This window comes from Pseudomonas lactucae (genome assembly GCF_036688725.1).
Taxonomy (GTDB): domain Bacteria; phylum Pseudomonadota; class Gammaproteobacteria; order Pseudomonadales; family Pseudomonadaceae; genus Aquipseudomonas; species Aquipseudomonas lactucae.
Map to the genome: position 1 here is coordinate 165,922 of NZ_JAQQPT010000010.1, position 14,498 is coordinate 180,419.

Genomic DNA, 14,498 nt, shown 5'->3' on the forward strand with positions numbered 1-14,498 from the left:
GCAGAGGCTCCAGTGCTGTGCAAAGCGCCGGTAGCGAAGGTGTCTGGCGTTGACAGCGCACTGCCCGTCCCAGCATGATCGGGCCATGAACCTCACTGCGCTGACCCTCACCCGCACCACCACCACGCCCGCTTATGGCGGGTCTCGCGGTGGCTGTGGGTGCTTGAGCTAAACACTTCACAGACAACCCAAGGCCCCGCCAGCAATGGACGGGGCCTTTTTATTGCTCCGCCCATCCGGCAATCAAAAGGAGCAACACCATGGCTGAAGCACTGCTGATCATCGATATGCAAACCGGCTTGTACGAAGGGCCGGACAAACCCTTTGAACGTGAACGCGTGCTGGGCATCATCAACCGGCTGATCCTGGGTGCCCGCCGCGCAGGCGCGCCGATATTCGTCGCGCGACACACCGGCCCGGCAGGCTCGCCCCTGGAGGCAGGCAGCCCGCTCTGGCAGGTGTGGCATGAACTTGAGGTGGACGAGGACCGAGACCACTTGTTCAATAAAACCCGCCCCAATTGCTTCCAGGGCACCGACCTGGCGCAGCAACTGCGCACATGCGGGGTAACGGCGTTGGTCATCGCCGGGATGAAAACCCAGTTCTGCATAGACACGACCTGCCGCGCGGCGGCAGAGCTGGGATTCACCGTGCGCCTGCCCGAGGACGCTCATACCTGCATGGACACTGCGGCGCTGAAGGCCGAGGCGATTATCGAGCATCACAACGCCACCCTGGCGGGGGCATTCGTCCAGCGTGTAAAAGCACTGGATGTCTGGCCCTGACTCAGCCAACCAGCAGGTCGGGGGCCAGTACCTCGACCAGCCTTTGCGACAAGGCCGTCGTGGTGAGCATTCGATACGACGCTTCGTTCTCATTGCGAAAGTTTTGCATGATCGACTCCATGTAACGGTCTGCGTCGCTTAAGGTCAGGGCCTGGTGCTCGATCCTGGCCATCTCCAGCGCCGCTTTGTCGCGCACCGCGCTGAAATGCTGCGCATAGTAGGTGCGCAGATAGTCGCGCCAGAGTTCCTGCTGCTGGATGAACTCGAAGAACTCGCTTGTCTGCTCCCGCCGCAGGACGCTGACGACAGCCGCATCCAGGGCCGCCTCCGACACGTCGACTTGCAGGGCGACATTCAGGTCCGGCGGCTGCAGCGGCAACCGCAGCCGATCGGCCAAACCGGCTCGATAGGCCAGGCTGATTTGTAACTGGCGCACCTGGGAAAGCGGCTCGACGCTGGCGCGGGCGCCGATATCATTCAGCGCAACGCGTTCCACCGCCGCCAGGCGGAACAACCCACGCAGCAGCGCGATCAACGTGACCTCCACCGGTATACCTCTTTCATCGGCACTGCGCAGGGCCCGATAGGAGGCCGTGTGCACCTCAATACGTGAGAACTGGAAGATCGCCTGATCGACATCGGCGTTGCCAAATCTTGACATCCTGAACACCCGTTGACGCAGCTGCGCGTCCTCGGCAACGTAGTGCAGCACGGCCCAGACACGGTCCCTGAGGTAAGTGTAAGTCGCGCTGAAATCCGCGGTCTCACGCAAGTGCCAGATCATTTCGAAAAAAGCCGAGGCGTCGGGGACGGCCAGCAGCGAGCCCCAGAGCTGGCGCTTGCCGCGCGCATCGGTCGCAGGGACCCTGTCCAACCACGCCATGCACTGCTCACGCGTCGCCATGAAGCGTCCCACCCCCAAGGGCGGGCGCGGGGTCGTAACGCCGAAACTGATACCGCTCACCTGTCGATACGCGATCATCCTCTGCAACACCGTTTGCGCCAACGGATTGTCCCGCAGATAAGTCCCCGCGTTGACACTGCGCGGCGCACTGAACACCTCTTCGGGGACATGCGCGATACGGTTGTCACGCAAATCGAGGATATTCAACATGCTCAAGCCCCAAGTGCCAGATGGCCACTGCGAAATACCCGTTGCGCGCAACGAGAGCACTTCCAGCCGGCTCATGGAGGCAATCGCTGGCGCCAGGTCCATCTGAGCATTGAAGTCCAGGTTCAGCACGCTCAAGCGGGTCAGCCCGGACAGCCGGTTGACCGCACCAGGCGTTAAACGGATCTGGTTTTCACTCAGGTCCAGGTGCTGGAGTCGGGTCATATCTCCCAGCGCCGCAGGGATTTGCCTCAGAAAATTGCCACGCAGGCTTAAGGTCCTGAGCTTGGTAAAACGCCGCAGGAAGGCATCCACGCCAGCGCCGCAGCCGACTCGCTCCATCAACAGCGTCCCCACATGAGCGAAGCCGGCACCCAAGTCAGGCAAGTCCCCCAGGGGCCGCATCGCAAACTTCAACTCGAAGAGCACACCATCGGTGGTCAAGCGTGTCTGGGTTTCCTTGCGCCAGCACCGAATGATCTCGCGTAACGCCGCGGCCTTGGCGTCTGTCGCCACCTTCAGGCGCACACCCTGGGCGTCCTCGTACCAGGTCTCACGGGTCTGCCATGCGAGCAACGTCGTGCGCAGTCGCTCATACTCCAGCCTGAGGGTTTCCAACTGCCTGAGCACCGACACCTCGTCCGCGCCCAGGGTAGCAAGCCATTCACTGAGCTGGTCATCGGACCAGCGTGGGTAAAGCCATCGCGCCCGTGTCAAGGCGCTGGGCAGCGCTGGGCGTACCGGAGCGAAAGCACTGGCCAGCGGCAGTAAATCGAGTCGCGGTGCGGACGCCAGGCCCATGGGCGAAACAGCCTCGACCCCGCCCCTGCCGAGCTGCAGCCCTTGCGCACTGTAGGCGCGACGCAACAGGGCCGTGCGGATGATATCGCCCGCCAGCGCCGTGCCTTCGCTATCGTTTTCCCGGCCCAGCGCCTTTCTGCGCTTTGGCGAAAGCCCTTGCCACAACGCCTTGAAAAAATGCGCCGACGTACGCCCGGCCAGATCGCTGATTTTGTCGGTGTTGGCATCGAAGACCTGAAAACCCTCCGGCGAGGCCCGCATTTCCAGCAATTGCGGCGCCAGTTTCGGACCGGCCTCGGCCACCACTTCGATTGTTCCATTGGCCGACACCTCGACAATGCGCAGGTGCAGGCCGTTAAACCATCCCACCAGGTGGGTCATGTTGTCGACCACCAAACGGTAGGTATCAGCACCTGCCGAGGTGCCGATGTAAAGCCCCTCGAAAACTCGGCAACCCTTGATGCGCGGTCGATAACGCCGAACCTCCTCATCCAGACGCAGCGGTACGGCGGACTGCTGCAACTGCGTCAACTCGCTCTCGTCGGCATGGCGCACCAACTCATCCGCGACACTGGCCGGCAGGTCGGGATAACGCTGGGTCAGTACACGCCCTACGTCGCCCGTCTGCGGTTCAATGCGCTGGTAGAGCCAATCGAACAGTTGCCGCCTGCTGCCCAGTCGTGCCCGTGTCGCCAGCACGTCGGCCAACGCCCGGGCTTGCTCACTCGGAACGCGGGATGCCTTTGGCAGCAGGCTGGCGCGCTGCGTCTCGTTGAGCCCGGCCAACAGCCGCTGATACAGGCTTCCTTGCTTGAGCTGCGCCGGCGTCAGCGCAATGGTTTGATGCTGCGCCGACAATGCCTCGGGGGCAAACAATGCCAGGGGCTCACCGCGCTCGCCGAAAAAGCGCACCGCCCGATCCGCAGGCCACTGTTCGAGGGAAACCAGCAACTGCACCTGCAGCGCCGGCTCGGCCACCGGCGCCGTATCGGGTATGGCCAGTTGTGCGATAAAACGCTCAAGGCGCGCATCGATGCGAAAACGCCGCGCCGTATCTTCCAGCAGCGCCGGCGGCCATGTACTTTCCACCAGGCTTTGCAACATACGGTCGTCGATGCCGCTGACCGCCAGGATCTTGCTCGCGGTGTCATCGGGAATGTCTTCTATTGAATAGCCCAAACGGCGAAATCGTTGCAGCCCCGACCATTGGCTGACCAGTTCGTTGTCGTGCAGCCAGGCCCCGACCCCATTGGTTTGCAGCAGCGGCCGATAACCCGGGCGCAGGCCGGCAGGCTTGATTTCCCAAAGCGTGCTGGCCTCCCTGGGTGCAACCCCGTAGAGCGCGCCCTCGATCTCAACGTAGTCCTGGCCCTTGTAACTCAGGATGCCCCTGGCGTCGGCCTTGACCCACTGCGGCAAGGTAAACGACTGCCGATAGGGTGCGACATCGGGTTTCCATAATTGCTGCCGCCCGCCTTGACCCTCGATCAACCAAAGACCGTCGAGAAACGCCGAGCGCCGCGCCGCCCGATACACTTTCGCGCCTCCTGCACCGACCGCGGAGACGGCAGCCATCAACAGCAGATTCTCCAATGTATCGAACAAATAGTTCGTGGCTTGCTCCTGCTCGCCCTCGTACCAGCTGTCGATGCCGTGATAAATACTCGTCAACACGTCCAGTGCCGCCAGCCCCAACATGACCTCACCCACTCCGGGAATGAACGAGGCGCCGATCATGGCCAGGTTCAAGCCGACGGCCTTGTAGGTATCCAGCCTGCGCAGGCGGCTTTTCTCATCTTCATCATCGGTCGGCACCACCAGCAGCCGAGCATCGGCCAAGGTGCGATCGGCACGCTGACGGTACATTTCGCTGAATAAATCCCCCGCAACCGGCTCTCTGGCAAACGTTATGTAGCGGGTCTGCGGGGGTAGCGGCGAGCCGGTGTGCTCCAGCAGCTGAGCCCTGACCTTTTCGACAAACACAGACTTGTCCTTGAGCGCGATCAGGCCCGTGAACCAGTCCCTGAAGGCAGCATCTCGCAGACGCAGGCTCAGCGCTGCCTCGATGTCCAGGTGCGTAACGTATTCCTTGAGCGGGTGCAGCAGGTCGTCGGGCAGATAAAGTACGCAGCGCCGGTCACCCTCGGCGGGCGCTGTCGCAGGCCCCATCACGAACATGTCATGCACCCGTACCCCGGCGCAGGTTATGCGCGTCACCTGCATCTCATTGTTGCCAAGCTTCACGGGGGACTGGCCGCGCCGCAGTCTTATCAGCATCTCGTGGACATCCCGGCTGATATGGCCTTTGCCTAACGCCACATGCGTCTGTACTTCGAACCGCTGCGCACTGTAGGTCACGCAGCGCTCCCTCAGGTCGCCCGCCTGGGGGCCTGTGTTGAGCAATTGCGCGAGACACGTCTGGTATTGCCGGCCCAAGTCCAGCGTCCTGCACAACTGCGCAAACTCATGGGGCTCGATCGTCAGTATCCGATTGTCTGCGCCAGTGACCGCCGCCGGCAGGTATAAACACGAATCGGCGTGATAGTTGCCAGGCTCGGTCTCGGACAGTTCGAAGTTTTCATACGCTGCCGCCAGCACATCGCGTTCCACCGGTTCGATCAATACGCGGTGTAAGCCAAAGAGTCGCGATTGGCTGCGAACATGCTGGAAAACAACGCCTCGGATATCCAGGGTTTCACCCAGCGCGCGTGCCAGCGCGTCGGTGAGCAGCGGCGTGCAGAATTGCTCGGGAGAGGGCAGGTAATCGAACAGCTCCTTGGCCCGGGCTTTGGCGGGATAACTGGTCAACAGGCTCTGCAGCAGGTCACCCCGCAGCTGCGAAGACGCGCCGGACAACCACGGCGGCGCCTGGCGTTTGACAAGGTTGAAAAAAACCCCTTCTTCGACAGGGGTCATAGCGATCACAGGAGCGGTAGCTGGCGTGCCGGGCATCATATTCAAGCCTTAAAAAACAATTCGCCAGCCTAGCCTTTGCCTCGCCGTTAAAAGCACAGATAAATCAGCACCTGGTGTTCGCACCGTTGCGCCATGCCCGCAATCGGTCCTGAAAATATCGCATACTGGCACCCTCGACCGCCCTCAGGAGATCCGCTCATGTCCACTACCATTCTGGTATTGGTGGAAACCATCAACGATTACCTGCCGATCATCGAGAGCAACGACTTTCACGTGATCCTGGCGCCGACGCCCGCCGAACGCGCCCAGGCGATCAAGACCCAGGGTGGCCAGATCAAGGCTGTACTGACCCGTGGCCCGTTGGGTTTGTATGCCGAGGAAATCGCCGCGCTGCCACTGCTGGAAATCATCTGCGTGATCGGCGCCGGTTATGAACACGTAGACCTGCAGGCCGCCAGCAATCGCGGGATCGTGGTCACCAACGGCGCCGGGGTCAATGCGCCGACGGTGGCCGACCACGCCATGGCGCTGTTGCTGTCGCTGGTACGCGGCATCCCCCAGACCGATGCCGCCGTGCGACGCAGCGAATGGCCCAAGGTGATGCGCCCGTCCCTGGGCGGCAAGCAATTGGGGATTCTCGGCCTGGGCGCCGTGGGCCTGGAAATCGCCAAGCGCGCATCGCTCGGGTTTGGCATGGAGGTGAGTTATCACAACCGCCAGCCTCGCGACGACGTGGACTACACCTACTGCGCCACCGCCGTGGAACTGGCACGCACCTCGGACTTCCTGATCCTGGCCACGCCCGGCGGCGACGGCACGCGCCACCTGATCGATCGCCATGCCCTCGATGCCCTGGGACCCAATGGCTACCTGGTCAATATCGGCCGTGGCAGTGTCGTGGTCACCGCCGACCTGATCACCGCCCTTGAGCAACGCCGTATCGGTGGCGCCGCGCTGGATGTGTTCGACGACGAACCGAAGGTGCCCGACGCCCTCAAGCGCCTCCCCAACACCGTGCTCACCTCCCACGTTGCCGGCCTGTCGCCCGAGGCCGCCCATGACACCGTGCAACGGGTGGCCGACAACCTGGTGGAGTTCTTCGCCGGCCGCCCGGTGCTCACGCCGGTCACCCTGCCCGCGCCCGCAAAATGACCGATCAGGCACGCTGATCATCGTTTAACACGCTAACCTATTAAGCCGCCCCGACCTTGTCGGTGGGCGGCTGCGCGCATTAGATTAGCCAATAGTCCAAGGCCTTAAAAATAAGCAGAAGGGATAAGCATGGCGCTGAACGACCAATCGACCCAGATTCGCCCAGGCGAAGAACTTGATGCCGGCCTGATCGATCCCTACCTCAAGGCCCATATCCCCGGCCTGAGCGGCACGCCCATCATCAGCCAATTCCCAGGCGGCGCGTCCAACCTGACTTACCTGCTGGAATACCCTGGCCAGGAATTCGTGCTGCGCCGCCCACCCTTTGGTCACAAGGCCAAGTCCGCCCACGACATGGGCCGCGAATACCGCATTCTCAACCAGCTTAAAGACGGCTTTGCGTATTGCCCCAAGGCTTATGTGCATTGCACCGATGAGTCGGTGATCGGCGCCGAGTTCTATGTGATGGAGCGCGTCAACGGCATCATCCTGCGTTCCGACCTGCCGGTCGAACTGGGCCTGGACGCGACCCGGACCGAGGCGCTGTGCAAGAGCTTCATCGACAAGTTCGTCGAACTGCACCAGGTCGACTACACCGCCTGCGGCCTGGCCGACCTGGGCAAGCCGCAAGGTTACGTAGCGCGCCAGATCCGTGGCTGGGGCGATCGCTACGAAAAAGCCCTGACCCCCGACGCGCCCAGATGGGAGGCGGTACGCGCCTGGCTCAACGACAAGATGCCGGCCGACCACCCCACCTCCAGCATCGTGCACAACGACTACCGCTTCGATAACGTGATACTCGACCCGCACAACCCGATGCAGATCATCGGCGTGCTGGATTGGGAACTGACCACCCTCGGCGACCCGTTGATGGACCTAGGCAACACCCTCGCCTACTGGATCGAAGCCGCCGACCCGGCACCGGTGCAACTGATGCGCCGCCAGCCGAGCAATGCCCCCGGCATGCTCACCCGCCGCCAGTTCGTCGACTATTACGCCGAACGCTCCGGCATCCAGATCGACAACTTCGACTTCTACTACACCTACGGCCTGTTTCGCCTGGCCGGCATCGTGCAGCAGATCTACTACCGCTTCTTCCATGGCCAGACCCAGGACAAACGCTTTGCGCAGTTCATTCAGATGAACAAGCTGCTGGAGCAGATGAGCCTGAACGTTATCGATCAATCAGCCCTTTAAGGAATCCCCATGTCCAAGACCCACCTGTTCGATCTCGACGGCAAGATTGCCTTCGTGTCCGGCGCCAGCCGTGGCATCGGTGAAGCCATCGCCAAGTTGCTGGCCCAGCAAGGCGCGCATGTGATCGTCTCCAGCCGCAAACTCGAAGGCTGCCAGCACGTCGCCGATGCGATCATCGCCGACGGTGGCAAGGCCACCGCAGTGGCCTGCCATATCGGCGAAATGGAACAGATTACCCAGGTGTTCGCCGGCATCCGCGAGCAGTTCGGCCGCCTGGATATCCTGGTCAATAACGCGGCCACCAACCCGCAGTTCTGCAACGTGCTGGACACCGACCTGGGGGCGTTCCAGAAGACCGTCGACGTGAACATCCGCGGCTACTTCTTCATGTCGGTGGAAGCCGGCAAGCTGATGCGCGCAAACGGTGGCGGCAGCATTATCAACGTGGCATCGATCAACGGCATTTCCCCGGGCGTATTCCAGGGCATCTACTCGGTGACCAAGGCCGCCGTGATCAACATGACCAAAGTGTTCGCCAAGGAATGCGCCGAGTTCGGCATCCGTTGCAACGCCCTGCTGCCGGGTCTGACCGACACCAAGTTCGCCTCGGCGCTGGTGAAGAACGACGCAATCCTGAAGATGGCCCTGGCGCAGATCCCCCTCAAGCGGGTGGCCGACCCCAGCGAGATGGCCGGCGCGGTGCTGTTCCTGGCCAGCGATGCATCGAGCTACACCACCGGCGTGTCGCTGAACGTGGACGGTGGCTTCCTGTCCTGACATCGCCTGGGTTTGCTCGGATCGATTTGCGGGTAATCTTGACGCAGATCGATCTGTCCCAGGATGAAACATGGAATTGCACATTGTCATCACCGGCCGCAAGGACCTGGCTGCCCAGCTTTATCAGCAATTGCGCGAAGCTATCGCCACCGGACGACTGTGCGCAGGCGCGCAACTACCACCGAGCCGGCTGCTTGCCGAGCAATTGGGCATTTCGCGCAAAACCGTATCGGATACCTACGCCACCTTGACTTACGAAGGCCTGCTGGTCGGCAGGATTGGCCGCGGCACCTTCGTCAATGCCTGGGCACCACAGCCTGACCGCCTGCAAACCGCCACCGACCTGGCCTGCGCCGATAACCTGGCGCAATGGGCCGCACTGCCCTCGCCCATGCGCCACCCCACCCGCGACAGCATCTTGCGCTACGAATTTATCGGTGGCGCCACCAGCCGCCACCAGTTCCCCCAGGATGAATGGCGCCGTTGCACCCAGGATGCCCTGCGCCGTATCGCCCAAAACAGCGGCTTCTACAGCCAACCCGAAGGCCTGCCCGCGCTGCGCAGTGCGATAGCCGGGCATATCGCGTTTTCCCGTGGGGTCAAATGCCGCGACAACGACATCGTGGTCACCAACGGTGCGCAACAGGCGCTGGACCTGCTTGCCCGCGTCATTCTGGAACCGGGCAGCATCGTCGCCATGGAAGACCCCGGCTACAGCCCGGCGCGCCAGTTGTTCATGGCGATGGGAGCCAGCGTCGCCAGCGTGCCGGTGGATGATCAGGGCATTCAGGTCGACCGGATTCCCGAGGGCACACGGCTGATCTACGTGACCCCGTCCCACCAGTTCCCCCTCGGCATGCCCATGAGTCCGGCGCGCCGCGAAGCCTTGCTGGCGCGTGCGTTCGAACTGGGGGCGATCATTATCGAAGACGACTACGACAGCGAATTCCGCTACGAAGGCCGGCCCACCGACTCCCTGCAAAGCATGGACACCCGTGGCGTGGTGACGTATGTGGGCACTTTCTCCAAGACCCTGCTGCCCGAGCTGCGCCTGGGCTACCTGGTACTGCCACCGGCGATTTACCCTGCCGTGCTCAAGGCCAAGCAATTGACCGACCAGCACAGCTCCACCCTGCCGCAATGGGCACTGGCCAAGTTCATCAGCGAAGGCTACCTGCTCAAGCACATCCGGCGCTGCCACACGGTGTATGCCGGGCGCCGCGAACGCATCCTGCACCGCCTGGCGGGCGACTTGTCGCCGTGGTTCGAGGCGGTGCCCACCGTGGCCGGGTTCCACATGGCCGCGCTGTGCAAAGTACCGGTGGATATTGCGTTGCTGATGGGCCTGGCGCGCCAGGCGGACGTCGGCTTGTACCCGCTGGATGTGTTCTTCCATGACGCGCCGGTGCGCCAAGGCCTGATCATCGGGTTTGGGGCCATCGAGACCCTCGACATCGACCCGGCGCTGGACAAGGTGCGCGATATTCTCCAGCAGATTGGCTAGGGGGTTTTACCGTGGATTGGTTATTGGTCGCTCGAAACGCCCAGCGTACGGTGAGCAGGTCTCGAACGACTAGGAAACCTCACCATGAAACGCCTGCTCGCCATCCCCCTGATGCTCGCCTCCGTCAGCGCCTTTGCCCACGAGCCCGTGTACAACCAGGAATCGATCAAGGTCCTGCAAGAACACCCCCTGGCCAACGTACCCGGCAAGAAAACCCTCATGCTCACCGTGAGCTACGCCCCTGGCCAGGCCACCGTCCCCCATAGCCACACCGGCACGGCCGTGGCCTATGTGCTGGAAGGCGCGGTCACGTCACGGGTCAACGATGAGCAGGCGAAGACTTACACGGTTGGAGAGTCATTCTACGAACCGGCCGGTTCGCGGCATTTCGAGTCGAGCAATGCCAGCCAGACCCAACCGGCCAAACTGCTGGTGGTGATAGTGTTGGATGACAAGGCGGAAGTACTCACCCCCCTCCCAAAATAATCAGCCACACCCGCAGTCGGAAATGTGGGTGGGGGGCTGAATGTGCGAGGGGCTTGCCCCCGCCCACAGGTTAGGGACGTTTGAACTGGTGCCGCAGATCTTCAATGCCCTTACGGCAGAAGCACCCTTCAAGGTGATCATTGACCATCCCCATCGCCTGCATCAGCGCATACATCGTGGTTGGACCCACGAACGTCCAACCGCGCTTCTTCAAGGCTTTGGACAGTCGCACCGAGGCCGATGAGGTGGGATTGCCCGTCCAGTAATCCAGGTCCACCACGGCCGGGCGCTCCTCAGGGCCGGGCTCGAACGCCCACAACCACCGCGCCAGCGAACCGGTTTCATCCACCAGTTCACAGGCCCGGCGTGCATTGTTGATGACGGACGCGATCTTCGCCCGATTGCGCACAATGCCGGTGTTCTGCATCAAGCGCTCGATATCCGCTTCGCCATATTGCGCGATACGACGAAAATCAAAGCCCTCGAACGCCCCTCGAAACTGCTCGCGCTTGCGCAGGATGGTGATCCACGCCATGCCCGCCTGGAAACCTTCCAGGCAAATCTTCTCGTACAGCTGGATATCGTCCGCCACCGGCACACCCCACTCGTGATCGTGGTAATGCGGGTATTCGGGCGCCGAGGCGCGCCACGTGCAATAGCTGCGGCCTGTCGCGTCGGTGGTCAGTCCTGGTGTATCCATCCATCACCTCATGTGCCGAAGGCGGATGATAAGCGAAAATTTTTGCACACCACCAACCGCTCAAGCATCGCCCTCAGCGACCCACTGGTCAGACCGGGACTCGTCAACCGACGAATAATGTCTTGTTATTTCAAAAATACCTGGCCTAGACTGGCGACGCACTGGACTTACCGGTATGACCACAACAATTAAGCCCTGGAACCACCGGGGCGCCGAATAGAGATCCCTCCCATGCTCAGATGGTGCTCGCGTTCGATTTTCCTGCAAGTCGTGATTGGCCTGATGCTTGGCATCATCTGCGGCCTGGCCCTTCCCGAATTCTCCTCGCAACTCAAACCCTTGGGTGACGGTTTTATCAAGCTGATCAAAATGCTGATTGGCCTGATCGTGTTCTGCGTGGTGGTCAGCGGTATTTCCGGCGCCGGCGACCTGAAGAAAGTCGGGCGCATCGGCCTCAAGTCGGTGATCTACTTTGAAGTGCTCACCACCATTGCCCTGGTGATCGGCCTGATCATGGCGTTCAGCACCGGTATCGGCCAAGGCGCCAATATCCACCTGGAGCAACTGTCCTCCGCCGGTCTGAATGAACTGGCCGACAAGGGCCAGCACATCAAAGGCACCAGCCAGTTCCTGATGGACCTGATCCCCAACTCGGTGATCGGCGCCTTTGCCGATAACAACGTGCTGCAAGTGCTGTTGTTCTCGGTGCTGTTCGGCAGTGCGCTGAACCTGGTGGGCGAAGCGGCCAGCGGCATCACGCGGCTGATCAATGAGCTGAGCCATGTCATTTTCCGCATCATGGGCATGATCGTGCGCCTGGCACCCATCGGCGTGTTCGGCGCGATCGCCTTCACCACCAGCACCTACGGCCTGGATTCGCTGCAGCATCTGGGCAGCCTGGTGGGCTTGTTCTACCTGACCTGCTTCGCGTTCGTCGCGCTGATCCTCGGCCTGGTGATGCGCGTTTCAGGGTTGCGCATGCTGCCGCTGCTCAAGTACTTGCGCGAAGAACTGCTGATCGTCATGGGCACCGCCTCCTCCGACGCGGTACTGCCGCAAGTCATGCGCAAACTCGAACACCTGGGGATCGGCAGTTCCACCGTGGGCCTGGTGATTCCGACGGGGTATTCGTTCAACCTTGACGGCTTCTCCATCTACCTGACCCTGGCCATCGTATTTATCGCCAACGCCACCGGCACACCGCTGTCGATGACCGACCTGCTGACCATCCTGCTGGTGTCGCTGATCACCTCCAAGGGCGCCCACGGCATCCCCGGTTCGGCACTGGTGATTCTGGCGGCGACACTCACGGCGATCCCGGCGATTCCGGTGGTAGGGCTTGTGCTCGTATTGGCGGTGGACTGGTTCATGGGCATCGGCCGCGCCTTGACCAACCTGATTGGCAACTGCGTCGCCACCGTGGCCATCGCCCGCTGGGAAAAAGACATCGATATCCAACGCGCCAATAAAGTGCTCGACGGCGAACAAGGGTACGCCTTCCAGACCAGGAAGCCGGTGTTGCCGGCGCATCAGGAGTTCTAAAAGCAACACGGACAAATGTGGGAGGGGGCAAGTCGAATCGTCGCACCGCCCCTCCCACCGTTGAGCAGCGTTAATTGGATCAATGTATTCGCAACATCAAGGAGTCATCGACGTGATCAGCACCTCAACCGTCGTCAATTCAGTCGTAGAAAAACTGCGCGCCGCACTCAAGCGGGGCCAGTGGCGGCGTGGCGAAATGCTGCCCGGCCAACGTGAGCTGGCCGAACAACTGGGCATCAGCCGCCCCAGCCTGCGCGAAGCGGTGATCGTGCTGGAAACCCTCGGCCTGGTGCGCTCCATGCCCGGCAAAGGCGTGGTGGTGCTGGAAACCAGCGTCAGCGAACCGCAATCGACCGACGCCGTGGCCGACGCCAGCCTCGAAGACATTTTGCAACTGCGCTACACCCTGGAACCGTTCATTGTCGGCCTGGTCGCCCAGACCATCAGCAGCAAGGATGTCGGCCAACTGCGCCTGACCCTGATGGATATGCGCGAAGCCCTGGATGCAGGTGACGCCGAAGCCGGGATGAACGCCTACATCGGCTTTCACGAAGAGCTGTTCGCCCTCACCTCCAACCCGATCTTCCAGAACGTGGTGCAGCAGACCAGCAACGCCCTCAAGCAAAGCGCCCAAGTGCTGCGCAATTCTCCCGAGCACTTGGCCGAACGCCTGCAGGAAAACGAAGCCGTGGTGCGTGCCATCCGTAACAAGAACAGCGCCCTGGCCAGCGCCGAGATGCGTCGGCACATCCTCCAGGAAGGCCTGCGCATGGGCATTGCCTTGAACATCCCGGATGACCATCTGGGCAGCTGACTTTTTGGAGACGACCATGACCGCCCACGCCCTGCAACGCGAGCCTTTCCTCCCTGCCCTGCGCCTGGCGGCCGGTAAAAAGCCTTCAGTGGATGACATCTACCCACGGCTGTTCGACGCAATCCTCGAACAACGCATCGCCCCGGCCAGCCGCTTTACCGAAGAAAGCCTGGGCGAAACCTTTGGCGTGAGCCGCAGCGTGATTCGCCGAGTGCTGGCCAAACTGTCCCACCAACAGGTGATCATCCTGCGTCCCAACCAACGTGCCCAAGTAGCGGCGCCGGATGCACAGCAGACGCGGCAGATTCTGGAAGCGCGGCGCATGACCGAGATCACGGTGGTGCAACTGGCCTGCGCCCAGGCGACAGCCGCACAGATACGCCAGCTACGCGAATTGATCGCTCGCGAGCATGAGTGCATCGAACACAACCAGCGCGGGCCGGCGATTCGCTTGTCGGGGGAGTTTCACCTGCACCTGGCGGCCATTGCGGCGAATGCGCCACTGGCGCAATTCCTGAACAGCCTGGTGCCGTTGACGTCCCTGGTAATCGCCCAATATGAAGCGAAAGCCTGCACGTATTGCGCGTGGCAGGAGCATGTGGCGATTGTGGATGCGGTTGAACGACGGGATTCGAACGCTGCTGTGGCGTTGATGACCCAACACCTGGATCACCTGGAAAGCAAATTGCTGAAACACCACTGACCTCCAGAAC

11 protein-coding genes are annotated in these 14,498 nt (G+C 61.8%); 9 read left to right on the forward strand and 2 right to left on the reverse strand.

The window, feature by feature from the left end; all coding sequences use genetic code 11:
- The first annotated feature begins 260 nt into the window (after nt 1-260).
- Nucleotides 261-785, forward strand: coding sequence for a cysteine hydrolase family protein (locus V6M90_RS13700; protein ID WP_332846674.1), 525 nt, complete (start codon nt 261-263; stop codon nt 783-785).
- Between the two features lies 1 nt (nt 786).
- Here the strand turns inward: V6M90_RS13700 and V6M90_RS13705 are convergent, their stop codons facing one another.
- On the reverse strand, nt 787-5,613 hold the full coding sequence (locus tag V6M90_RS13705; protein ID WP_332846675.1) for an NEL-type E3 ubiquitin ligase domain-containing protein: 4,827 nt from the start codon (nt 5,611-5,613) through the stop codon (nt 787-789).
- 198 nt (nt 5,614-5,811) lie between these two features.
- On the opposite strand from V6M90_RS13705, the gene V6M90_RS13710 reads away from it, so the two are divergent.
- From V6M90_RS13710 to V6M90_RS13730, 5 genes are all read left to right on the forward strand, one after another.
- The gene (locus tag V6M90_RS13710) at nt 5,812-6,765 is read left to right on the forward strand and encodes a 2-hydroxyacid dehydrogenase (RefSeq protein WP_003174315.1); all 954 of its coding nucleotides are present in this window, start codon (nt 5,812-5,814) and stop codon (nt 6,763-6,765) included.
- Between the two features lie 129 nt (nt 6,766-6,894).
- Nucleotides 6,895-7,962 carry a phosphotransferase family protein gene (locus V6M90_RS13715; RefSeq protein WP_332846676.1) on the forward strand — a complete coding sequence of 356 codons (1,068 nt, stop codon included), beginning with the start codon at nt 6,895-6,897 and terminating at the stop codon, nt 7,960-7,962.
- A gap of 9 nt (nt 7,963-7,971) precedes the next feature.
- Complete coding sequence (locus tag V6M90_RS13720; protein WP_078824917.1) at nt 7,972-8,739, forward strand: SDR family oxidoreductase; 768 nt, start codon at nt 7,972-7,974, stop codon at nt 8,737-8,739.
- Between the two features lie 70 nt (nt 8,740-8,809).
- Complete coding sequence (gene pdxR / locus V6M90_RS13725; RefSeq protein WP_332846677.1) at nt 8,810-10,243, forward strand: MocR-like pyridoxine biosynthesis transcription factor PdxR; 1,434 nt, start codon at nt 8,810-8,812, stop codon at nt 10,241-10,243.
- An 84-nt stretch (nt 10,244-10,327) separates the two neighbouring features.
- The gene (locus V6M90_RS13730; RefSeq protein ID WP_003174320.1) at nt 10,328-10,729 is read left to right on the forward strand and encodes a cupin domain-containing protein; all 402 of its coding nucleotides are present in this window, start codon (nt 10,328-10,330) and stop codon (nt 10,727-10,729) included.
- Between the two features lie 70 nt (nt 10,730-10,799).
- On the opposite strand, the gene V6M90_RS13735 is transcribed toward V6M90_RS13730, so the two are convergent.
- Complete coding sequence (locus V6M90_RS13735; protein ID WP_332846678.1) at nt 10,800-11,429, reverse strand: DNA-3-methyladenine glycosylase I; 630 nt, start codon at nt 11,427-11,429, stop codon at nt 10,800-10,802.
- Nucleotides 11,430-11,645: 216 nt separating this feature from the next.
- Between V6M90_RS13735 and V6M90_RS13740 the strand changes: the two genes are divergently transcribed.
- The 3 genes from V6M90_RS13740 to V6M90_RS13750 all read left to right on the forward strand — a co-directional run bounded on the left by V6M90_RS13740 (nt 11,646) and on the right by V6M90_RS13750 (nt 14,488).
- A complete protein-coding gene (locus V6M90_RS13740; protein ID WP_181408615.1) occupies nt 11,646-12,971 on the forward strand; it encodes a C4-dicarboxylate transporter DctA in 1,326 nt (441 codons plus the stop codon).
- A 112-nt stretch (nt 12,972-13,083) separates the two neighbouring features.
- Nucleotides 13,084-13,785, forward strand: coding sequence for a FadR/GntR family transcriptional regulator (locus V6M90_RS13745; RefSeq protein ID WP_042944812.1), 702 nt, complete (start codon nt 13,084-13,086; stop codon nt 13,783-13,785).
- Nucleotides 13,786-13,801: 16 nt separating this feature from the next.
- Nucleotides 13,802-14,488 (forward strand): GntR family transcriptional regulator, encoded by a 687-nt coding sequence (locus V6M90_RS13750; RefSeq protein WP_141063980.1) that lies wholly within the window; start codon nt 13,802-13,804, stop codon nt 14,486-14,488.
- The last annotated feature ends 10 nt before the right edge of the window (nt 14,489-14,498 follow it).